Here is a 20,573-nt window from a genome sequence, read left to right as displayed (position 1 = left end):
CGCTGAGGAGAACACCATGAGAGAACTTCGCGGAAGCGTCCATACGGAGAACGGCAACACCACCGTCACGATGAGGATCCCCTTGGGGGCTGCACCATCCGAAGTCTGGAAGACCGTCACGGACCGGCGCCTGTTGGCCCGCTGGATGGGCAGCCTCACTGGAGGAGGCGAGGTAGGAAGTGACTACCGCATCATCTTCGACGAGTCGGATCCGACTGCCCTGGTCACGGGCCAAATCCGGCACTGCATACACGGTCAGGAACTGATCCTCACGTGGCAGGCCCCCGGGGAGCCAGTGTCGTTGGTCACAGTCCGACTGGCGGCCGCCGGTGTCGGCACCGTCCTGCACCTCACCCACACTGGGCTGAGCGGCCCTGGCTCCGGCACAGGGCACGCGGCAGGCTGGCAGGTGCACCTGGAGCAACTGGCAGCGGGGCTCGCCGACGACGACTGGGCGGACCGGTGGGAAGACTGGCCCACCCTGCAGCGGGCCTACGAGCAGGTGGTGCCACAGACCCCTGCCACATCCAACCCGGAGGAACCGACATGAAACTCAGCATCAACCTATTCCGCACCCTCGATGGCGTTTCACAGGGCCCCGGCTCGGCACAGGAAGACCCGCGCGAAGGGTTCACCAATGGCGGCTGGCTGATGCCCGTCTTCGACGAGGGCGTCGGTGAGGCCGTCAACCGATGGTTCGAGAATTGTGATGCCCTGCTGTTGGGCCGTCGCACCTATGACACCTTCGCCAGCCACTGGCCGCAGGTCGCCGACCCGGCCGATCCGGTGGCCGCCACGATCAACTCCGCGCACAAGTACGTCGTCACCTCCACCGAGCTACGCGATGATGTTTGGGCGGAAAGCACCACGGTGCTGGGTGACGACTTCCTGGACAGCATCCGTGAGCTGAAGCAGTCACCGGCCGAGGGCGAGCTGCAGGTGCACGGTTCGGTCAAGCTGGCCCGCACCCTGCACGAGACCGGTCTGGTGGACCTCTACCGCTTCGTCGTCGCCCCGGTGGTGGTGGGTCGCGGTGCGGGGATCTTTGGCGACGACAGCCCGGCGCACACCATGCGGGTCACCCGCAGCGCGGTCACGCCGAACGGGTGCCTGGCCGTCGAGCTGGTGCCGGGCGACTTCCGCAATGACCTGACCGCCGCCGTCCAGGACGGCCAGGACGTGATCCGCCCGGCGGACGAGCTCTGAGCCGACGACCCGGAGACGCTCCGGCCGCACCCCACCGGCACTACGCTGGTGAGGTGCGAACACTGCTGAACATCATCTGGTTCCTGCTGGGCGGTTTCTGGCTGGCGGTGGGTTATCTGGTGGCGGGCGTGATCGCCTGCCTGTTCATCGTGACCATCCCGGTGGGCGTGGCCTCCTTCCGGATGGCGCACTACGCCCTGTGGCCCTTCGGCAAGGCCGTCGTGCCCGCGCCCCGGGCCGGCGCCCTGTCCGCCCTGTCCAATCTGATCTGGTTCCTGGTGGCGGGCTGGTGGCTGGCGCTGCTGCACATCGCCACGGCTGTCGTGCAGACCCTCACGATCGTCGGAGTGCTGAATGCCTTGGTCAGCCTGAAGATGATCCCGGTGGCCTGCTTCCCCTTCGGCAAACAGATCATTGACCGCAACCACTTGCACCCGGACCAGCGGCCGCTGCATTCGGTGTAGCGGGCCGGGCAGAGACGCCCCGACCGCAGAAGATCTTTCAGTCAGACCCCCGACCGAAGGTAGACAAGACCAAGGGCCAAGGGAATCCCCAGCACCGCGAGCAGGAAGCTGGCGCAGGCCAGATACGTGCGGTCGGACCTGATGGCCGTCCACGTCGCCAGCAGACCGGCCACGGGCACCATCCCCAGCACGACCAGGCTTTGGGAGGGGCTCGTCGTGCCCCTCAGGACGAGGTATCCGACCGCAGCGCATCCGACAAGAAGGGCTGCTACGGGTGTCACGGGCTTGCCAGTCGATTGCATGGGCTCCCCTAGGGCTTGCAGGGTGTGGCACTGAACGCGACCTTGATCGCTGCGGCCATCGCCCGCTCGCGCCAGCTCATCCGGCTCGAGTAGCGGTCGATCTCGGCCTTGAGTTGGGCGTCGCAGTAGCAGTCAAGGTAGCCACGGGCGGCGTAGCACTTGTCATGGCGCATGCAGAGGGTGTCCAGTGTGTCCTTCGGGGCCCCCGGGCCGCTGTGGCCCGGTCCGCACCAGTTTCCCCAGACGGGGATGGAGGCCGCCGCCCGAACCCTGCGCCTCGAGGATTGGTCGGGTCCGTGGGCCTCCATGTCGGCAGCCAAGGCGTTGTAGCTCTCCCCCGCAGCCAGGACGTACTCGCTCTCACCCGCTGCCTTGGCCGTGGCACGGTCGAAATAGTAGCCGCCCGGAACGGCAATCAGGTAACGCTGGATCCCCTGCGTGAGGGAGTCCAAGTCGCTGTCCGGCGCGGTGCTCCTGGCCGGAGAGAGGGTCGGGCTGGTCGTGGCGACACGCGGGTCCGCGGCGAAAGCGCCTGCCCCTTGGAGGGGAATGGAGACGAGTAAGGCAGCAGCCACCAGGACAGGCCGCAGGCGAGAAGTCTTCACCGGAACTTATTCTCCTTTGACCAGAGATGAGTCCCCTGTGCCAGGGGCGAGCCGCCATCTTCGGTGGCTGCCAAGACATTAAAAACGCCAGAACCCTCACTCTGCAAGGATTCTGGCGTTGTCGGGCTGACAGGATTTGAAGAAGACGCCGGGACCCTGAGGAAGGTGGTCGCTGGCTAGGCGTTTCTCCATGTTCCCCCTAGCCAGCGGCTCCTTGTCGAGCTTGTGTCCCCCCTCGGGTTGAGTGGACACGAGTGGACTCTTCGTGACTTGCGTTAGGGCACGGATAGGGCACGACGGCAAGGACTCGACCATGGCATCAAAGGTGAAGGGCTCCGACGAGGGCAGGCAACGAGGCAAGCGGGGAAGCTGGGGCGGAATTCGGAAGCTGCCCAGCGGGCGCTACCAAGCACGATATGTGGGACCCGATCTGGTCAGGCGCACTGCACCCATGACCTTCTCCACGAAGGGTGACGCGCAAGCCTGGCTCGCATCACCGAACTCGAAGCGCGCGGCATCCACGAGCTGGTCCTGGAATCCCGGGGCCCATCCGACGACCAACGCGACATCGACATGCTCAACGCCCTCCGGAGCCAACACAGGACATCGCCCGCCACCACTCTCCACCATCGGGTCGGGGTTGGGGAACCCATGCTCTGGGTCCCAGACAGCATCTGCGGCGCAATCTCCAGCCTTCGCACCGGCGATGAAACGTACGCCGCCGCGCTGGGGGAAGCCCTCACCATCGTCGACTTGTGAGCCAGAACGAACGCCAGCCCCGGGCCCTGTCTTCCGGCAGGACATCCCGAGGCTCACTTCCAACACCCTCGAAAGGGCTGGCTATGACTTCACTATACCCCCAACTGACGGAGCCAGTCCGGATCCTCAAGCAGGGGCTTTGCCGCCGAGTCCAAGACTTGCACGTCTCAACTCCGGACGGAGCGATGCCATTTGATCGCCTGACACGCCACGGCGCACTCGTCCGGGTGGGTGAGCCGCTCAATCCGGCAGTACCTCCTCTCCGTTGACCGTGATGGCGGTCCCCCTCGGTACCGCTACGGTGTAACTCCCTTCGCACATGCCGATGTAGCCCTTGTTGCACGGTAAGCCGAGCTCAAGCTCGGCGCCGGTCAAGGTCCATGCGGGAGTGGTGGCCTGCTTGCCGGCTGACGTGGTCGTGACACTGACCGCGACCTCACCAGAGGGGCCGGCGACGACGTCGACGGGCATGTTGGCATTCGAGTTGTGCACCGTGAGCTTCGATGACTGGAAGTCGAAGCGGGTCTGTTCGGTGTGTTCGGTGCTGGAGCACCCGGCGAGCAGCCCGGTGGCGAGCAGGGCGACGGCGATGGTTGAGGCTGACCTGCGAACAGTGGTCATGGCTACTCCTTGGTGGTGAGGTCGTGGACGGGTGGATTCGATGTCGCCTTGCGCATTGCTGCCCAGACGGTGATGCAGGCGAGGGATGCGACGAGAAGTGCCATGCCTGCCAGCAGGGCCCAGGGAATGGCGATGACGGGGCTGCCGAAGGACTTGACGCTGGATGTCCAGAGACCGACGAGCGCGAGGATCGAGACGACGGAGCCCAGGAACATCCCGATGGCGATGGTGGTGAGGGTCTCGAGGACCGCGATGAGCGTCACCTGGAAGCGAGTCAGGCCCGTGAGACGGTCGACGGCGAATTCGCTGCGTCGTTGCATGGTGGCGATGGCGAGTGTGCTGAGGAGGCTGATCAGCGCATAGACAGATCCAACCCCGACCAAGGCGCCCATGACGGCTCGGTTCTCGTCATCCTTGGTGGCATTGTGTACTGCCAGTCGTTCGGTGTGCGTGCTGACCTGTCCGAGCCTCAAGGCCTCGACGGCCGATCTGACCTGGTCGACTGAGACGCCCGGCTCAAGCGTGACGAGAACGGTGGAGGGAGCGTTCGCCAGAAGGTCGGCAGGGACGGCGGCCAGTGGGATGTAGGCCGTGTCGGTGGCTGCCAGCCCTTCGCCGGTGCGGGCAGCGACGCTGAATTGGTGCGAAGTTCCCGCCACCGTGAGGGTGGCAGAACCGGTGCGCCCGTCAGCCATCGCGTTCTCGACACCGGCGCCGATGACGATGCTGCTGTCATCAAAGGCCGTGAGGTCCCCGTGGACGGGACGGTAGGGGTGCATGGTGGGAAAGCGCTCTGGGTGGAGCGCCCAGATCGGCCCGGTCAGTTTCCTCCTGTTCTTGCCTTGGCCGAGGGTGATGGTGGCGGGCACCTGCACCTGGATGTCGGCGCTGGCGACACCCTCCACCGCCGCGATGCGCCGGGTGGGATCACCCGTGGTCGTGACCAACAGGTCTGCGCGCGTGGTCGCCACGAGTTCCCGGGTTCCGGTGGCGGTCTGGGTGTCGAGCAAGCCCTGCAGACCCGCCACGAGACTGACCAGCACGATGAGTGGCGCCGCGACCTGGGCAGTACGTCGGGCGTCGTCACGCACCTTGGCGACGGCCAGCTGCCCGATGGGACCGCGCGCCAGTTTCTGGACGAGAGTGGCCGTGGCGGGAACCAAGACGGGCGCGAATTGGCTCGCTGTGACGCTGCCGGTTGCCACAATTCCCAGCCCCATCACCAGGGGGCCGAGGAACCCACCCATGGTCAGCGACGCGGCCAGCTGCGCGACTGTCGCCAGGGCGGCAATCCCGCCCCAGATCCATCGTGATCGCGGCAGGAGGCGAGCCTCCTCGCCCCGGGCGCCGAGGCCATCCAGAGGCGTGACCCGGGTGGCGCGCTTGCTGGCCGCAGCCGCACCCCCGACCGCGACGCCGATGCCGACCAGGGCGTCGAAGGCGACGTGCACGGGCTGCCAGCCAACGACCACATCGGCTGGCATGACGCCCATCCGGACGTAGAGGCCGCGCTGCACCATGGCCAGCAGCAACCCCAGTACGGCACCGACCACCGTGCCCGCCATCCCCAGGACGAGAGCCTCGGCCAGCAACATGCGGCGCAGCTGGCCACGTTTGACGCCCACGAGCCGCCGCAGTGCGAGTTCGCGACGCCGCTCGGTGACTGCGAAGTCGATGGTCGATCGCACGACGAAGACGGTGAGGAAGACCCCCAGCATGCTGGCAATCCCGTTGAGCGTATTCGTGCCGTTGAGTCGCGTCAGGTAGGCGGCCCGATCTGCCGCGTCCAAACCGGCCGGTGGACGGGCCGAGGCGATGGTTGTGGCGATCGCCAGGCCCGAGTGGACGAGGCCAACCCCCAGAGCGATCGCACACAATGTCCCGGCCAGCAGGTGCCACCGGTCACGCAGCACACGCCACATCAAGTGGGTCATGCCACAGCCTCCATGGCGGCCAGCTCGGCCGCGATCGCACCAGCATCGCCACCAGCACGTTCGTTGACGACCTGACCGTCGCGCATAAAGACCACCCGATCGGCACGGGCCGCGGCCGACGGGTCATGGGTCACCATCAGCACCGTCTGTCCCCGCTCGTCCACCAGATGCCTGATCAGCTCCAGCACGGTGGCGGCCGCAGCACTGTCCAGCGCACCGGTGGGCTCGTCGGCGAACAGCACCGCCGGACGTGTCACCACGGCCCGGGCGATCGCCACGCGCTGCTGCTGCCCGCCCGACAGTTCCCGCGGGCGATGTCGAGCCCGATCGCCCAGCCCTAGGTCTGTCAGGGCCTGACGCGCCGCCTGCCGATCACGTCCTCCGGCCAGCGCCAGTGGCAGCGCGACGTTCTGCTCAGCCGTCAGCGCCTGCACCAGGTTGAAGCCCTGGAAGATGAATCCGATGGTCGTGCGACGCAGTTCGGTGAGTTGGTTGTCCGACAGGCCTGACAGGTCTCGGCCTGCCAGCAGCACCTGCCCGCTGGTGGGCGAGTCGAGACCAGCCGCACAATTGAGCAGGGTGGACTTGCCCGATCCCGAAGGGCCCATGACTGCAGTCCATGATCCGACGGTGCAATCCATCGACACGGCTTGCAGCGCATGCACGGGGTTGGTTGGCTTGCCGTAGGTGCGACTCACGTCACGCAAGCTCAGGACGGTCTCCGCGGCGGGTGTGTGGTTCATGCCATCAATTCCACTGCGAGCCAGCGACACAATCACTGGAGCCAGACACCGAGCCGTCGGTATGGCCAGCCATACCGACAACGCCTCGGCATCCGCCTAGCATGACCAGCATGCGACTCCTCGGCGGGCCCGACTCCCCACCAACCGGACGAGCCGTCGCCGACCTGACTGCTGCTGCGGTGGCCTCTGCGGTCACGTGGGCCAGTCTCGGAATGGGCAGCCTGCCGCTCATACTCGGCCTCGGCCGCCTGGCCCGGGGCCACCTCGTCGCCTGAGCGATCCAGGTCATTCTTGGCATGGCATTCGTGGGTGCGCTGGCAGTCCTCGTGGCACGCCCCCTCGCAGCGGCAACCCTGCGTCGTACGGGGCGCAAGGCCACGCGCACCGGCTGGTGGGATGGGCGCTCCTTGGCCTGGCTTGCCGTCACGCTGACCATCCGCTCATCCGTCGCTGCCACTGCTGGCCTGACCATCATTGGAGCCCTTGTCGCAATGGTGTCGCCAGCCCTCGCCTACAACGGCGACCGCGTGGACATCGGCCCCTGGCACATCGATGCCCTGCCCAGCGCGATCGGGGCGGCCCTCTGCGGCGCCGTCCTTCTGGCAGCGGTCTCGCTCTTGGCACCGGCAGTCGCCACCGCCGACCAGCACCTGATGGATGCCGTGCTCATCGGCGATCGCGACCGACTCGAGTCGCAACTCGAACACACCAGCAGCTCGCGAACACGGCTGGTCAACGCCTTCGACCTCGAACGGCGTCGCATCGAACGCGACCTGCACGACGGGATCCAACCCGAACTGCTCGGGATCTCCATGACGCTGGGCATCGCGCTGACGACCATGGGCGAGAATGATCCAGCCCGACACCTCGTCGCCACAGCACAACAACAATCCCTCGACACCCTGGAGGACCTGCGCCGCTTCGTCCGCGGCATCCACCCCCAGGTACTCGACGACCACGGCCTGACCGCCGCGCTGGCGGAACTGGCAGCAACCCTGCCGCTAATCGTCCACATCGACGACCAGCTCCCAGATCGCCTCGATGCCGGAACCGAGGCAGCCCTCTACTACGCCGGCGCTGAGCTGCTCACCAACGCCGCGAAACACGCCCAAGCCGTCGAGTGCCGGGTCACTCTGCGCACGCGCACCCACGAAGCGCCTGCACAGGCTGGCTGGAGGTGACCGTCACCGACGATGGGCACGGTGGCGCGGACCCTCGAGGGCGCGGCCTCACCGGCGTCCAAGATCGCATGGAGGCCCTGGGTGGACGACTTCACATCAGCTCCCCCATCGGCGGCCCCACAGCCATCACACTCACGATCCCCCGAGAAAACCCCCGACCACGGTGACCCATGACCGCACAAAATCTCCACGACCGCGCCGTTGTCCTCGCCGAAGACAACGCCCTGCTCCGGGAAGGACTCAAGGCCATCCTTGCCACCGGCGGCTGGCACGTGGTGCACGCCGTCGACAATGCCGACGACATCGCCGATGCCATCACACGCCACACCCCCGACGTCCTGATCACCGACGTGCGCATGCCCCCGCACCTCGGCGCCGACGGCCTCCGCGCGGCAGCCGCCGCACGCAAGGCCCATCCCCGGCTGCCAGTCATGGTCCTCAGCCAGTATGTGGAGCGCTCCTATGTCTCCCAGCTCGTGGACTCCAGCTCCCAGGCCGGCTTCGGCTACCTGCTCAAGGACCGCGTCGCCCACGTGCACGACTTCCTGGGCAGCATCAGCCGCGTCCACGCAGGTGGCAGCGCCATCGACCCACTGGTCGTCTCCCAGCTCATCCAGCACGCATCCAGCCCTCTGAAGCGCCTCACGGCGCGCGAGCTCGACGTCCTCGCCCTCATCGCGGAGGGCCTGTCGAACCAGGCCATCGCCAACCGACTGTTCGTCTCCGAACCCGCGGTCGTCAAACACGTCGGCAACATCCTCACCAAGCTGGACCTGCCCCCGGACGGAAACCAGAACAGACGGGTCATGGCCGTGCTGGCCTACCTCAACCACAACCCATGACGCCCACCTTGAATCAGTCCAGGTAGGCCACTTGGGTCCACTCCTCGCTCCGCTGCCAGAGGTCCGCGGCCAGCGCGACATCCAGGGCGGCAGGCGACGGCTGGACACGAACGGCTGGGCCGCGCAGCTCTCCCCAACCTCTGGGCCCGTAGTAGTCCCCACTGGCAGCCGTCGGGTCCGTGGCGGCCCGCAGTGCGGGCTCGGCGCCACGGGCCGCGCTCTGCCCCACGAGCCGGTCGATCACGGCCCGAAGCCCGCGTTTGCCGCCGGGGTTCGTGGCGCTCTGGCCGGGATGGGCCGCAACCGCCAGCATCGGGAAGCCGTGCGCCGCGAGCCGCCGGGCCAGCTCCTGGGTGAACAACAGGTTGGCCAGCTTGCTGCGCCCATAGGCGCGCATCGGCTTGTACCCCTCGCCGGACCGAACGTCGTCGAAGGACAACCCGGGCATCTTGTGACCATTGCTCGCCATCGTGACGATCCGCCCCGCGGGAGCAGCCTCGATCTGCGGCAGCAGGTGCCCGGTCAGGGCGAAGTGGCCCAGATGGTTGATGCCGAAATGGCGCTCGAAGCCCTGCGCGGTGACTCCGTAGGGCAGCATCATCACTCCGGCATTGTTGACCAGCAGGTCGATCGGCCTGCCCTGCCCGACCAGCCTCGAACCGCACTCCTCCACCGAAGCCAGGTCACCCAGGTCCAGGTACTCGACCTCGATGCGAACGCGTGGGAACTCGCGTGACAGCTCGGCCGCCGTGGCTGCGGCGCGCTCGGCCTGGTTGCCCAGCATCGTCAGGTCACATCCGTGCGCGACCAGTTGACGTGCGATCTCGAGCCCCAAGCCATGGTCCGCACCGGTCACGACAGCGTGCCGCCCGGGCATGTCGGGCATCTCAGAGATGCCCCATTCGCTATTTTCAGTCATGTGCATGATAATAACAGGGTCACTTGACCAAAGGAGGACGGATGCCGAAGATCGTGGACCACGACGAGCGTCGACGCGTACTGGCGCGTGCCGTCGTCGAAGTGGCGGACCGCCGCGGGCTCGAGAACGCGAGCCTGCGGGCCGTTGCCCAGCACGCGGGCATGTCGATGGGGGCGGTCCAGCACTACTTCACCGACCGCGAGGCGATGCTCGAGTTCGTCCTCGAGTACACCCAGCAGCAGCGCACCGCACGCATCCACCGGGCAGTGCAGGCACTGTCGGTCCCCAGCCCACACGCCATGCTGACCGCCATGGTGGACGAGATCCTCACCGTCGACGAGACCAACCAGATCTTCGAACGAGTCAACGCCATGTTCGTCGACCGAGCACGACGACACCCAGCCACCGCCGAGCGACTCGGACAGGGGCGCGCCGAGGTGATCCGCCTGCTCACCGGGCTCCTCCAGTGCCACCAGGAAGACCCTGCCCTGGCGGCAGAAGTCCTCTGGGCCCTCCTCGAGAGCCTGCCCACCGCCATCACCCTGGGGCAGCACACGATCGACAGCGCCCGCGACGTGGCCCACACCTACCTGAGCACCATCACGAGAGAGACCCCCGATGACCCTTCACCAACCCGCTGAGGCCCCGGCGGCCGCACGCACCCGCATCCATGGCCTCGACGCCGTGCGTGGCGGCGCCCTCCTGCTGGGCATCGTGATCCACTCCCTGATGCCCTACGTCAAGGGCATGCCCTGGCTGGTGCCCGACAGCCAGCTCGCCGTGTGGCCGTTCACCATCATCTCCGGCATCCACTTCTTCCGGATGACGCTCTTCCTGCTGATGGCCGGCTACTTCGGCCACATGATGCGTGAACGCCGCGGCACCCGCGGCTACCTGAAGGACCGCCTCAAGCGGATCACCCTGCCCCTGTTCGTCTTCTGGCCCATCGCCGTCCTGCCCCTGGGGCTGCTGGCCGCCTGGCACGCGCAACGCGCCGGGCTGCCCCTCGAGCGCCCCGACGTCAGCGGCGCCAGCAAGTTCGACCTGGGACACCTCTGGTTCCTGTGGGTGCTCACCCAGTGCATCCTGCTCGCCCTGGCCGTCCGCTGGGCCTTCACCCGAATCTCACCGCGCGCCAGCGCAGCCACCGCCCGACGCCTGGCACGCTGGCTCAGCGCCCCCGGCGGCGTCCTGCTCGCAGCACTCCCCTACGCCATCACCACCAACCTGCAACGCGACCTGTCCGGCATCGTCGCCCCCACCACCCTGCTGCCCGGGCCCGTCCCCCTGATCGCCTACCTCGGTGCACTGGGCGTGGGCTGGTTGCTCTCGTGCGACACCGACTCCCTCCAACGACTGGCTCGACTGGCCTGGTGGCACACCGCGCTGGCCGCCACCACCATGTTCGGCGCACTGATGGGCACCCACGTGCTGCCCATCGACCCGAACCTCCCAGACTGGCTGTCGTTGACCCTGATGGCACTGGCCGGCTGGAGTACCTGCTACGCCCTGCTCGGGCTGGCCGTGCGACACCTCACCACCGAGCGTCCCTGGGTGCGCTACCTGGCCGATGCCTCGTACTGGATGTACCTGATGCACCTGGTGCTGCTGACCTTCTTCCAGGTGCTGTTGGCGCCACTGGACTGGCCAATCCTGGTCAAGGTGGGCCTGAACATCGGGGCCACCACAGTGATCCTGCTCGCGACCTACCACCTGTTCGTACGCTCGACGGCGCTGGGCGGCTGGCTCAACGGCCGACGAGCCCGGCCTCGTACCCCAACGGCGCAGGCTGCACAGGCTTCTCGACGCCCATTTGATCGAACAGACCACCCAGGTGCGGTGTGATCGTCCCTCACCCTTACCTGACACTGCGGTGGGAAAGCTGGGCACCACAACACAACCAGAAACCTCGCCATCGCTCCCGGAACGCCCCCTCCGAACCCGCTGTCGCCTTCACCAGGGCCAGGGTCGACATGCCCGTCAGGTGCTGCTTCTGAGCACGGAACTGGGAGATGTCGTACTGCCACTGCCGCAGGGCGGACCCTCGAGCGACGGTCTGCAGCTGGTCCATGTCGGACTTCGGATCCGACGCGATGCGAGTGGTCACCTCGACGTAACGATGCACCGCGGCGTCCGCAGCGCTTGCGTTCGCGGGTGGCGTCGCGCCCGTGGATGGGCTGGCGCTCGAGGTCTGGCTCGCCGCAGGCGACGGCGTGCTGGAGCCCGCGGTTGAGGACGGCTCGGTGGTCGCGCTCGAACTCGTCGTCGGCGCTTGTTCGGGCGTTCCCGAGCACGCACCCAGGGCGAACGCCAGTGCTGTGCTTGCAATCAACTTCTTGGCACTCGTACTCACGAGGGCCCCCTCTCGTCTGCAGCGTCATTGCCACAAGCCGAGCCGGATGTCGTGGTGCTCACCGACCCGACACTGGGGGGGGCAGCAAGCAATTCATCACTCCCCCGAATTGGGACCCATACTGCGTCATCGAGTGGTCCGACCGCCAATGCCCATCGACACTTCCAGGTCACGCCCAAGGCTCACCAGCTAGCTCGGTAGTCGGCCGTCGGCAATCATTCGCCGCACTGTCCGTGGGCAGACACCAAGCCGACGAGCGGCCGACTGCACACTCTCCACATCAACCATGCGCTGCTCTGCATTCATGCCCACCCAACAACCTCGGCACAGATTGGTGCCCACGCGACCTGGTCAGGAGACCTCGCAGGCGCTGGTCGCGGCAGGGGAAACACAACTCACGAACCGCAGAGAAACGCCTAGTCGCAAGAGGGGAACGCAGGTGTCGAATGCAGGTGCGAACCGGGTCCTGTAATCTCGATAGGGCACGTATAGGGCACGAAGAAGGGGCCCGCCAGAGCAAACTAGCTCTGACAAGCCCCTTTGGACGTCGGGCTGACAGGATTTGAACCTGCGACCCCTTGACCCCCAGTCAAGTGCGCTACCAAGCTGCGCTACAGCCCGTCCAGGTCGTTTCCGACCCGAGAAACAACAGTACTGGAACTTCGCCATCAGCGCCAATCGGGACGGCACCCAAAGTTCATCCTCCAGACGGAGACGCCTGACACCGACCCTCACTAGGGTCGACACATCATCCCACGCAACGGAAAGGGACCACCATGCCCCGTCGCCTCCTCGCCAGTCTTGCGCTGGCGGCCATGACCAGTCTGGCCGTCGCCACCCCGGCCACGGCCCGCCCCATGGCCACGGCGAGCCCGGTCAGCGACGACTCGCTCAGCCGCGACCTGCAGAAGGCAGCCCAGCAGGCGAAGGCCCAGCGCAAGGGTCACGGCGCTCGAGTCGCCAATCCCACGCTGGACGCTGCCCTTGCCGCAGTGGTCTCCGACGGCGCCATCGGCGCGGCCGGCCGTCTGCAGACGCCCACCACCAGCTGGGCGGGGGCCGAGGGCCTGCGCGACAAGGATCGCAAGCCCGCTGCCAAGCCTGCCGACCGCTTCCGGGTGGCCAGCAACACCAAGATGATGATCTCCGTCCTGGTCCTGCAGGAGGTGGACAAGGGGGTCTGGCAGCTGGACCAGCCGGTGGCAGAGGTGCTCCCCACCCTCTTGCCCGACCACCCCGAGGTGACCTTCCGTCAGCTGCTCAGCCACACCTCCGGCATGCCGAACGGCACCAATGAGCTGATGATGCGCCACATCACCGATCCCAACTCGATGGAACAGTTCCAGGCCGCGATGGAACGTGACTACGCACCTCAGGAGCACATCGACGCCGTCAACGCCGTACCTTGGACTGAACCCGGCCAGATGGTGTACTCCAACGCAGGATACGTGGCCTTGGGCATGCTGCTGGAGGCTCAGAACGATGCCTCGCTGGAGGCGTTGATGAAGAAGCGGGTCTGGCAACCGGCGGGCATGCACCAGACCAGCTATGACACCGAGGCGGGCCTCAAGGGCGCGGCCCTGCACGAGGACGCCTGGCTCGGTGAGCAGGACGGCTGGATGGAGCTGGACAACTTCGACCCCGACCTGCTGGGCGCAGCCGGTGCGGTCACCAGCACCACCGACGACCTCAACGACTTCACCCGGGCCCTGTTCGCGGGCAAGCTGGTCAGCACCCAGCTGCTGCACCAGATGATGACACCGGTGTCGACGACGCCGATGGAATACGGGCTGGGTCTGTACCGCATTCCCGATCCGTGCCCGGCCGCGGGCAGCGACCCCTACCTGTACGGTCACGATGGCGCCGCGATGGGCACGCTCAGCGTCGCCTTCACCTCCGCCGACGGCACCCGACAGTTCTCACTGGGCGCCACGGGCCGAGACCTGACTGCCCTCAGTGGCCGCGTCGACCTCAACAAGGTGCTGGTGCCCATGATGATGGCCAGCTGCAACGCCTGATTCCCAGGATCGTCCCGCAGGGGGGTCGCCACCACAGGTGGCGGCCCCCCTGTCGCGTCCGCCCGACCTGGAGGCGCCCCCGAGTGAACAGCAGGTGACGCGAAGGTAATACCATTGCGAAGCCCTCGCTGCCGGAGGGCATTTTAATGCGATCCGAAAGGAGCAGCGATGCTGCTCGAAACACTGATCGACGCCAAGGCGGTGGACTACCTCATCCTGGCGGTCTACTTCGCCTTCGTCCTGGGGATCGGGTGGCTTGCCAAGCGCCAGGTCTCCGACGCGTCCGACTATTTCCAGTCCGGCCGCTCACTGCCCGCCTGGGTGACCGGCCTGGCCTTCGTCTCGGCCAACCTGGGTGCCGTGGAGATCATGGGCATGTCGGCCACCGGCGCCCAGATCGGCCTGCCGACCCTGCACTACTTCTGGATCGGCGCCGTGCCCGCCATGGTCTTCCTCGGCGTGGTGATGATGCCGTTCTACTACGGCTCCAAGGTCCGCTCCGTGCCGGAGTTCATGCTGCGGCGCTTCGGCCCCGGCGCCCACCTGGTCAATGCGATCTCCTTCGCCCTGGCGCAGCTGCTCATCGCTGGCATCAACCTGTACCTGCTCGGCTCCATCATCCACGCCCTGCTCGGCTGGCCGATGTGGCTGACCCTGGTGGTCTCGGCCACCGTCGTGCTCGCCTACATCACACTGGGTGGCCTCAGCGCCGCCATCTACAACGAGGTGCTGCAGTTCTTCGTCATCGTGGCTGGACTGCTGCCGCTGGTGCTGCTCGGCCTGCACCGCGTCGACGGGTGGAGCGGGCTGAAGGAACGCATCACCGCCGACGCCGCCAGTGCCCCGGCCAGCGCCGGTGTGCCCACCGCCGCCGAACAGCTCAACTCGTGGCCGGGCACCGCGCTGTCGGGCTTCGACAGCCCGCTGCTCAGCGTGATCGGCATCGTCTTCGGCCTCGGCTTCGTGCTCTCCTTCGGCTACTGGACGACCAACTTCGTCGAGGTCCAGCGCGCCATGGCCTCGGAATCCCTCTCCGCCGCCCGCAACACCCCGATCATCGGTGCCTTCCCCAAGATGCTGGTGCCCTTCATCACCATCCTGCCGGGCATGCTGGCCGCCGTCCTGGTCCCGGAGATCGTCGCCCTCAAGGGTGGCGGCGCTCCGGCCGGAGGCGCCTCCGGTGAGGGTGTCACCTACAACGACTCGCTGCTGCTGTTGATGCGCGACCTGCTGCCCAATGGTCTGCTGGGCCTGGCCATCACCGGTTTGCTGGCAGCCTTCATGGCCGGCATGGCGGCCAATGTGTCGGCCTTCAACACCGTGTTCAGCGTCGACATCTGGGGCACCTACATCAAGAAGGACCGCAGCGACGACTACTACGTCACCGTCGGGCGCGTCGCGACCGCACTTGCCGTGGTCGTGGCGATCTTCACCGCAATGATCGCCGGTCAGTTCAGCAACATCATGGACTACCTGCAGACCCTGTTCGGCTTCTTCAACGCCCCGCTGTTCGCCACCTTCATCCTGGGCATGTTCTGGCGTCGCTCCACCCCCACCGCAGGCTGGGTGGGCCTGGTCGTCGGCACCCTGTCCGCCGTCTTCGTGTGGCTGGGAGGCAATGCCGAGGTCGGTTTCGGCTGGTACACGCTGCCCGGCCAGGGTCTGGCCTTCGTCGCGGCCAGCGCTGGCTTCGTGATGGACCTGCTCGCCAGCATCGTCGTCAGCTTGTTCACCAAGCCCAAGCCCCGTGAGGAACTGCGCGGCTTCGTCTACTCGGAGACGCCCAAGGCAGACCTGGTGGACGCCGACGAACAGGGCAAGCCCTGGTTCCAGCGCACCCTGCCACTGGCCGCGCTCGCCATGGGCATGGTCATCGTCCTGAACGCGATCTTCTGAGGAGCACGACCATGAATCCATCCACCAGTCGACGCCCCAAGCCGCTCGACATCCGGGCGATCATCGGCGCCATGCTCACCATCCTGGGCATCATCCTCACCGCCATGGGTCTGCTGGCAGACCCTGCGCTGGGCAAGACCGGCGGCATCAACGCCAACCTCATTGCCGGCTTGGTCCTGCTCGTGGGAGGAGTGCTGTTCGTCCTGCGGTCTCGGATGAGCCCGCTCAAGGTCAGGACTCCCTCGGGCGACTGAGCTCAGGACAGCACCTGACAGATCGGGGCCACCGCGTCGTACAGCGCGCGGTGCGCCCCGATCAGTTCTTCGTACTGGTCCGCGACAAAGGACGGCTCGGTCACCTGCAGCTGTCCTGCCGACTCCCCCAGTGGCGCGGGTGGCTGCACCCCCGCGGCCCGGGCGGCAGCACGAAGCGCCGACCAGGCACCCGGATCGGGAAGGCTGCCGCACACCACCTCGGCGTCGAAGACGTCGGCCAGCACCTGCCGCCACAGGGTGCTGTCGGCTCCCCCACCGGCCAGCAGGATGCGCTCCTGGCGCCAGCCCATCTCGTCAGCCGCGTGACGCAACCCCATCGCGACGCCGGTGAGGGTGGCCAGGTACAGATCGCCCGGGTCGGTGGAACGAGTGACGCCGACGAAGGTGCCGCGCAGGGCTGCATCACGCACCGGCGTACGCTCCCCGCCCAGCCCCGGCAGGCACAAGGGCCGGTTGTCGAGTTGGAGCACGCGCTCTGACAGGACCTGGTCCAGCTCGGCGAAACCGAAGTCCTCGAAGAAGCTGCGCCGCGCCCATTCCGCGGCGGCGCCGGCCGAGAGCACCGAGCCGATCCGCAGGGACGAGGACCACCCGGGCATCACCAGGGCGTGCGTCGCAGAGGGCTCGGTGGGCAGCCCGTCGACCACACCGGCGACCCAGCCCGTGGTGCCGAGGTGCAGGTAGGCGCTGCCCGCCTCACTGCCCACCAGTCCGTCGGTGGCCGCACCGGCATCACCCATGCCATGCACCACCGGGATTCCCGGGGTCAGTCCCAGATCATGGGCGGCAGCCGCCGACAACTCCCCCACTGCCCCGTCGACCAACTCTGGCATCAGCTCCTTACTGGTGCCGCACGCCTCCAGGACGGTCTGGGACCAGTCGCGCGCCGTGACGTCCAGCAGACCAGTGGTGGAGGCCGTCACCGGATCGCAGACCGCCCGGCCAGTCATGCGCAGCATCACGTAACCGGGGCTGCCCAACAGCACGTGTCGGGCTCGCTGCAGGGTCTGCGGTTCGTGCTGGGCCAACCACCCCAGTTTGGCGGGGACGCAGCTGGCGTCCTGCTGGTTGGCGGTGATGGCCTCCCAGTTGGACACCAGGTACTGCAGACGGTCGAACTGGGCGCCTGCGCGCACGTCGCTGTAGAGCAGGGCGCGGCGCAGCGGCCTGGCACCGACGACCGGTACCAGGTCCTGCATCTGGCCGGTCAGGCCGATCGCGGTGATCTGCTCGGCATGCTCGCAATGCGCCAGTGCCGTGCGCAGGGCCTGCCACCAGTGGCTCGGGTCCTGCTCCATCTCACCCCCGGGCCCGGTACTGGTGGGGATGTCGGCCTGGTGGCGCTCCACCACCTGCCCCTCGGCGTTGGCCAGCACCACCTTCACCCGAGAGGTACCCAGATCGACACCGGCGTGCAGGCGGTCCATGTCAGCTCCTAGCGGGGACGGGGATGGGCTCGAAGCAGGAGGCTACTTCTTGCCGCGCTTCTCGCGGGCGCGTACCTCGACGTGGACGGGGCTGCCGCTGAACCCGAAGTCCTCACGCAGTCGCCGCTCGATGAAGCGCTGGTAGCCCTGGTCGATCTGGCCGGAGGTGAACAGCACGAAGGTGGGCGGGCAGTTCTGGGCCTGCGTGCCGAACAGCACGCGCGGCTGCTTGCCACCGCGCACCGGGTGCGGATGGGCCGCGGTGACCCGCCCGAGGAAGGCGTTGAGCTTGCCGGTGGACACCCGGGTCTCCCAGCCTTCCAGCGCCTCCTCGATCGCCTTGGAGAGCTTGTCGACGTTCCGGCCGGTCAACGCGGAGATGTTGACGCTGGGCGCCCACTTGAAGGGGTGCAGGTCTCGCTCGATCTCCCGGTCCAGGTAGCGACGACGCTCCTCGTCGGTGAGGTCCCACTTGTTGTAGGCGATCACCAGTGCCTTGCCGGTGTTCTCCACATTGCTGAGGATGCGCAGGTCCTGTTCGCTGACCGGCTCGGAGGCGTCGATGACCACCACGCACACCTCGGCACGCTCGATGGCACCCTGGGTGCGCAGGCTGGCGTAGTACTCGTGTCCGCTGGCCTCCTTCACCCGCTTGCGGATGCCGGCCGTGTCGATCAGTCGGTAGAGCTGGCCCCCCACCTCGCACAGCTCGTCGACGGGATCGACGGTGGTGCCGGAGATGTCGCTGACCACCGAGCGCTGCTGGCCCGAGAGCTTGTTCAGCAGGGAGCTCTTGCCCACATTGGGCTTGCCGACGATGGCGATGCGACGGGGGCCGCCCAGCTCCACGTGACGCTCCGGGGGGGCCTCGGGCAGGGCCTCGAGCACCGCGTCGAGCAGGTCGCCGGTGCCACGGCCGTGGATGGCCGAGATGGGCCACGGCTGGCCCAAGCCCAGATTCCACATGGTGGCGGCCTCACCCTCGGTGCGCTGGTCGTCCACCTTGTTGGCGGCCAGCACGACGGGCTTCTTGCTGCGCCGCAGCACCTGCACCACGGCCTCGTCCTCATCGGTGGTGCCGACGGTGGCATCGACCACGAACAGCACCGCGTCGGCGGCCATGATGGCCAGCTCTGCCTGCTCGGCAATCTGGTGCGACAGCCCCTTGGCGTCGCTGACCCACCCGCCGGTGTCCACCAACACGAACTCGCGTCCATTCCAGTTGGCGTCGTAGCTGACCCGGTCGCGAGTCACACCCGGGGTGTCCTGGACGACGGCCTCACGACGGCCCAGGATGCGGTTGACCAGCGTCGACTTGCCCACATTGGGCCGGCCCACGACGGCCAGCACAGGCTTGATGGCAGCGGGCTCGCCGTGGACGTGGTCGATGTACTCGACCTGGGTGAAATCGGCCTCGGAGAAGCCGGAGTCGGAGAAATCAGGGGTATCGGTCATGACAGGTCCTTCAGTGCAGTTCCAGGCCCAGCTCCTGCTGTGCCTGCTGGACGTGCTGCGCACAGACCGAGCGCAGACGTTCGGTGAGATCCGCGACCTCACCGGCGGTGCGTGGCCACTCCTGGGCCTGCACCGCAACTGGTAAACCGTACACGACGTGCACGGGCATGCCCGGCCGCGGAATCGAGCGCAGCCCGGTTCCACCGATCGCGGTCCCGATCAGCGCGACGGGGACGACAGGCGCTCCCGTGGTCAGTGCCAGATAGGCGGCGCCGCGACGGAAGCGGGCGAAATCGCCGGCGCCCCGGTGCGATTCGGGAAAGATCACCAGTCGACGCCCGGCGCGCAGCAGCGCGATGCACTGCCGCAAGCAGCCCGGATCGGGATTCCAGCGATCGATCGGGATCTGCCCCAGCGCGTCGAGCACCCGCGCCAGCACCGCATTGCCCCACAGCTCGCGCTTGGCCATCGCCTGGCCGTGCGGCGTGATGGCCACCACCATCGGCCCGTCGAGGATGCCGACGTGGTTGACCGCGAGGATCACCGGCCCGTCGGTGGGGACGCGCTCGGCGTGGTGTTCCTGCAGCTTCCACACCCGACGCACCAGTGCGCCCAGGAGGGGTTGCAGGCGATCCATCAGCGGGGCCCCCGTCCGCACCCGATCCGTACGCGGAAGGCTCATGGCCGCCTTCCGCGCTGCCGTGAACCCGATCTCGGCGGCCGAGCTTGTCGAGGCCCCCTCGACAGGCTCGGGGAACGAGGGGTCAGGCTCGGGGAAGGAGGCGGAGTTGATTCCGGCGGCCGAGCTTGTCGAGGCCCCCTCGACAGGCTCGGGGAACGGGGCGGAGCCAGGCGCGGGGGCCGGGGTGGGCTCAGTCATGGGTGGGCACCATGCCGCAGATCTTGTCGATCACCTCGTCGAGGTTCAGGAAGGTCGAGTCGACCAACTCGACCCCCTCCGCGGGCTCCTCGAACTGGCTGACGGTGGCGTCGTCACGATCGCGGCGCACCACCTGGTCGGTGACCTGGGCGGTGTCCACCGCGCCGCCCAGCTCGGCCTGGCGACGCGCGATGCGGGCTGCCGGGTCTGCCACCAGCAGGATGCGCAGGTCGGCATCCGGCGCGACGACGGTGGTGATGTCACGTCCCTCCACGACGATGCGACGGTCGTGGTCGGCGATGATCTGACGGAACTGACGGGTCAGCGCCTCGCGGACCGCCAGGTTGGTGGCGATCGCCGAGACCTTGGCGCTGACGCGCGGCTCACGGATCTCGTCGGTGACGTCGCGTCCATCCAGACTGATCGACGGGTTGGTTGGATCGGTGCCCGGCACGATCCGGGCACCACGCACCAGCTTCGCCACCTCATCGGCCTGGGAGGCCTCCAGACCGGATTCGAGGAAGGCGATCGCTGCCGCCCGGTACAGGGATCCGGTGTCGAGGTAGGCCAGGCCGAGGCGCTGGGCCACTCCGCGCGAGGTGCTGGACTTGCCGGAACCACTGGGTCCGTCGATGGCGATGAGAAGGCTGTCGGTCACGGACAACAGGCTAGCGGGCCGTGCCGACATCCCCG

22 protein-coding genes and 1 tRNA gene are annotated in these 20,573 nt (G+C 67.4%); 11 read left to right on the top strand and 12 right to left on the bottom strand.

Annotated features, from left to right (window positions below; all coding sequences use genetic code 11):
- Positions 1 to 16 precede the first annotated feature (16 nt).
- From ACOAMO_RS12125 to ACOAMO_RS12115, 3 genes are read left to right on the top strand one after another with little or no spacing between them, the layout of a single operon-like run.
- Positions 17 to 550, top strand: coding sequence for an SRPBCC domain-containing protein (locus tag ACOAMO_RS12125; protein ID WP_420175025.1), 534 nt, complete (start codon positions 17 to 19; stop codon positions 548 to 550).
- Positions 547 to 1,206: a dihydrofolate reductase family protein gene (locus ACOAMO_RS12120; protein ID WP_420175024.1), complete on the top strand. Its 660-nt coding sequence runs from the start codon at positions 547 to 549 to the stop codon at positions 1,204 to 1,206. The genes ACOAMO_RS12125 and ACOAMO_RS12120 overlap by 4 nt, the downstream gene beginning before the upstream one ends.
- A 53-nt stretch (positions 1,207 to 1,259) precedes the next feature.
- Positions 1,260 to 1,670: a YccF domain-containing protein gene (locus ACOAMO_RS12115; RefSeq protein ID WP_420175023.1), complete on the top strand. Its 411-nt coding sequence runs from the start codon at positions 1,260 to 1,262 to the stop codon at positions 1,668 to 1,670.
- A gap of 310 nt (positions 1,671 to 1,980) precedes the next feature.
- Here the strand turns inward: ACOAMO_RS12115 and ACOAMO_RS12110 are convergent, their stop codons facing one another.
- The 4 genes from ACOAMO_RS12110 to ACOAMO_RS12095 form a co-directional block, all read right to left on the bottom strand.
- Positions 1,981 to 2,145 carry a hypothetical protein gene (locus ACOAMO_RS12110; protein ID WP_420175022.1) on the bottom strand — a complete coding sequence of 55 codons (165 nt, stop codon included), beginning with the start codon at positions 2,143 to 2,145 and terminating at the stop codon, positions 1,981 to 1,983.
- Between the two features lie 1,431 nt (positions 2,146 to 3,576).
- Positions 3,577 to 3,957, bottom strand: coding sequence for a hypothetical protein (locus ACOAMO_RS12105; protein WP_420175021.1), 381 nt, complete (start codon positions 3,955 to 3,957; stop codon positions 3,577 to 3,579).
- Positions 3,958 to 3,959: 2 nt separating this feature from the next.
- Positions 3,960 to 5,891: an FtsX-like permease family protein gene (locus tag ACOAMO_RS12100; protein ID WP_420175020.1), complete on the bottom strand. Its 1,932-nt coding sequence runs from the start codon at positions 5,889 to 5,891 to the stop codon at positions 3,960 to 3,962.
- Positions 5,888 to 6,634 carry an ABC transporter ATP-binding protein gene (locus ACOAMO_RS12095; RefSeq protein WP_420175019.1) on the bottom strand — a complete coding sequence of 249 codons (747 nt, stop codon included), beginning with the start codon at positions 6,632 to 6,634 and terminating at the stop codon, positions 5,888 to 5,890. The genes ACOAMO_RS12100 and ACOAMO_RS12095 overlap by 4 nt, the downstream gene beginning before the upstream one ends.
- A gap of 110 nt (positions 6,635 to 6,744) precedes the next feature.
- On the opposite strand from ACOAMO_RS12095, the gene ACOAMO_RS12090 reads away from it, so the two are divergent.
- The 3 genes from ACOAMO_RS12090 (at position 6,745) to ACOAMO_RS12080 (ending at position 8,657) form a co-directional block, all read left to right on the top strand.
- Positions 6,745 to 6,909 (top strand): hypothetical protein, encoded by a 165-nt coding sequence (locus ACOAMO_RS12090; RefSeq protein ID WP_420175018.1) that lies wholly within the window; start codon positions 6,745 to 6,747, stop codon positions 6,907 to 6,909.
- 21 nt (positions 6,910 to 6,930) lie between these two features.
- Positions 6,931 to 7,815, top strand: coding sequence for a histidine kinase (locus ACOAMO_RS12085; RefSeq protein ID WP_420175017.1), 885 nt, complete (start codon positions 6,931 to 6,933; stop codon positions 7,813 to 7,815).
- A 170-nt stretch (positions 7,816 to 7,985) separates the two neighbouring features.
- Complete coding sequence (locus ACOAMO_RS12080) at positions 7,986 to 8,657, top strand: response regulator transcription factor (RefSeq protein ID WP_420175016.1); 672 nt, start codon at positions 7,986 to 7,988, stop codon at positions 8,655 to 8,657.
- 13 nt (positions 8,658 to 8,670) lie between these two features.
- Here the strand turns inward: ACOAMO_RS12080 and ACOAMO_RS12075 are convergent, their stop codons facing one another.
- Positions 8,671 to 9,576, bottom strand: coding sequence for an oxidoreductase (locus ACOAMO_RS12075; protein WP_420175015.1), 906 nt, complete (start codon positions 9,574 to 9,576; stop codon positions 8,671 to 8,673).
- A 41-nt stretch (positions 9,577 to 9,617) separates the two neighbouring features.
- On the opposite strand from ACOAMO_RS12075, the gene ACOAMO_RS12070 reads away from it, so the two are divergent.
- Positions 9,618 to 10,217 (top strand): TetR/AcrR family transcriptional regulator, encoded by a 600-nt coding sequence (locus tag ACOAMO_RS12070; RefSeq protein ID WP_420175014.1) that lies wholly within the window; start codon positions 9,618 to 9,620, stop codon positions 10,215 to 10,217.
- A complete protein-coding gene (locus tag ACOAMO_RS12065) occupies positions 10,195 to 11,421 on the top strand; it encodes an acyltransferase family protein (protein ID WP_420175013.1) in 1,227 nt (408 codons plus the stop codon). The genes ACOAMO_RS12070 and ACOAMO_RS12065 overlap by 23 nt, the downstream gene beginning before the upstream one ends.
- A gap of 13 nt (positions 11,422 to 11,434) precedes the next feature.
- Here ACOAMO_RS12065 and ACOAMO_RS12060 read toward each other — a convergent pair whose 3' ends face one another.
- The 3 genes from ACOAMO_RS12060 to ACOAMO_RS12050 form a co-directional block, all read right to left on the bottom strand.
- Positions 11,435 to 11,929 carry a hypothetical protein gene (locus tag ACOAMO_RS12060; protein ID WP_420175012.1) on the bottom strand — a complete coding sequence of 165 codons (495 nt, stop codon included), beginning with the start codon at positions 11,927 to 11,929 and terminating at the stop codon, positions 11,435 to 11,437.
- 189 nt (positions 11,930 to 12,118) lie between these two features.
- Positions 12,119 to 12,217, bottom strand: a complete 99-nt coding sequence (locus ACOAMO_RS12055) for a helix-turn-helix domain-containing protein (RefSeq protein ID WP_420177031.1) — start codon at positions 12,215 to 12,217, stop codon at positions 12,119 to 12,121.
- Positions 12,218 to 12,476: 259 nt separating this feature from the next.
- Positions 12,477 to 12,550 (bottom strand) — tRNA-Pro (locus ACOAMO_RS12050).
- A 155-nt stretch (positions 12,551 to 12,705) separates the two neighbouring features.
- On the opposite strand from ACOAMO_RS12050, the gene ACOAMO_RS12045 reads away from it, so the two are divergent.
- The 3 genes from ACOAMO_RS12045 (at position 12,706) to ACOAMO_RS12035 (ending at position 16,097) form a co-directional block, all read left to right on the top strand.
- Positions 12,706 to 13,947: a serine hydrolase domain-containing protein gene (locus ACOAMO_RS12045; protein ID WP_420175011.1), complete on the top strand. Its 1,242-nt coding sequence runs from the start codon at positions 12,706 to 12,708 to the stop codon at positions 13,945 to 13,947.
- Positions 13,948 to 14,115: 168 nt separating this feature from the next.
- Positions 14,116 to 15,843, top strand: coding sequence for a sodium:solute symporter family protein (locus ACOAMO_RS12040; RefSeq protein ID WP_420175010.1), 1,728 nt, complete (start codon positions 14,116 to 14,118; stop codon positions 15,841 to 15,843).
- An 11-nt stretch (positions 15,844 to 15,854) separates the two neighbouring features.
- On the top strand, positions 15,855 to 16,097 hold the full coding sequence (locus tag ACOAMO_RS12035) for a hypothetical protein (protein ID WP_420175009.1): 243 nt from the start codon (positions 15,855 to 15,857) through the stop codon (positions 16,095 to 16,097).
- 2 nt (positions 16,098 to 16,099) lie between these two features.
- On the opposite strand, the gene ACOAMO_RS12030 is transcribed toward ACOAMO_RS12035, so the two are convergent.
- Genes ACOAMO_RS12030 through cmk form a run of 4 tightly spaced genes read right to left on the bottom strand, consistent with a single transcriptional unit; the run spans position 16,100 to position 20,568 of the window.
- Positions 16,100 to 17,545, bottom strand: coding sequence for a xylulokinase (locus ACOAMO_RS12030; protein WP_420175008.1), 1,446 nt, complete (start codon positions 17,543 to 17,545; stop codon positions 16,100 to 16,102).
- 42 nt (positions 17,546 to 17,587) lie between these two features.
- The gene (gene der / locus ACOAMO_RS12025; protein ID WP_420175007.1) at positions 17,588 to 19,000 is read right to left on the bottom strand and encodes a ribosome biogenesis GTPase Der; all 1,413 of its coding nucleotides are present in this window, start codon (positions 18,998 to 19,000) and stop codon (positions 17,588 to 17,590) included.
- Between the two features lie 10 nt (positions 19,001 to 19,010).
- The gene (locus tag ACOAMO_RS12020; RefSeq protein WP_420175006.1) at positions 19,011 to 19,880 is read right to left on the bottom strand and encodes a lysophospholipid acyltransferase family protein; all 870 of its coding nucleotides are present in this window, start codon (positions 19,878 to 19,880) and stop codon (positions 19,011 to 19,013) included.
- Positions 19,873 to 20,568 carry a (d)CMP kinase gene (gene cmk / locus ACOAMO_RS12015; protein ID WP_420177030.1) on the bottom strand — a complete coding sequence of 232 codons (696 nt, stop codon included), beginning with the start codon at positions 20,566 to 20,568 and terminating at the stop codon, positions 19,873 to 19,875. The genes ACOAMO_RS12020 and cmk overlap by 8 nt, the downstream gene beginning before the upstream one ends.
- Between the last annotated feature and the right edge of the window lie 5 nt (positions 20,569 to 20,573).

The organism is Luteococcus struthionis, assembly GCF_048595755.1.
Classification (GTDB): domain Bacteria; phylum Actinomycetota; class Actinomycetes; order Propionibacteriales; family Propionibacteriaceae; genus Luteococcus.
This window is presented reverse-complemented; position numbering and strand designations above follow the sequence as displayed.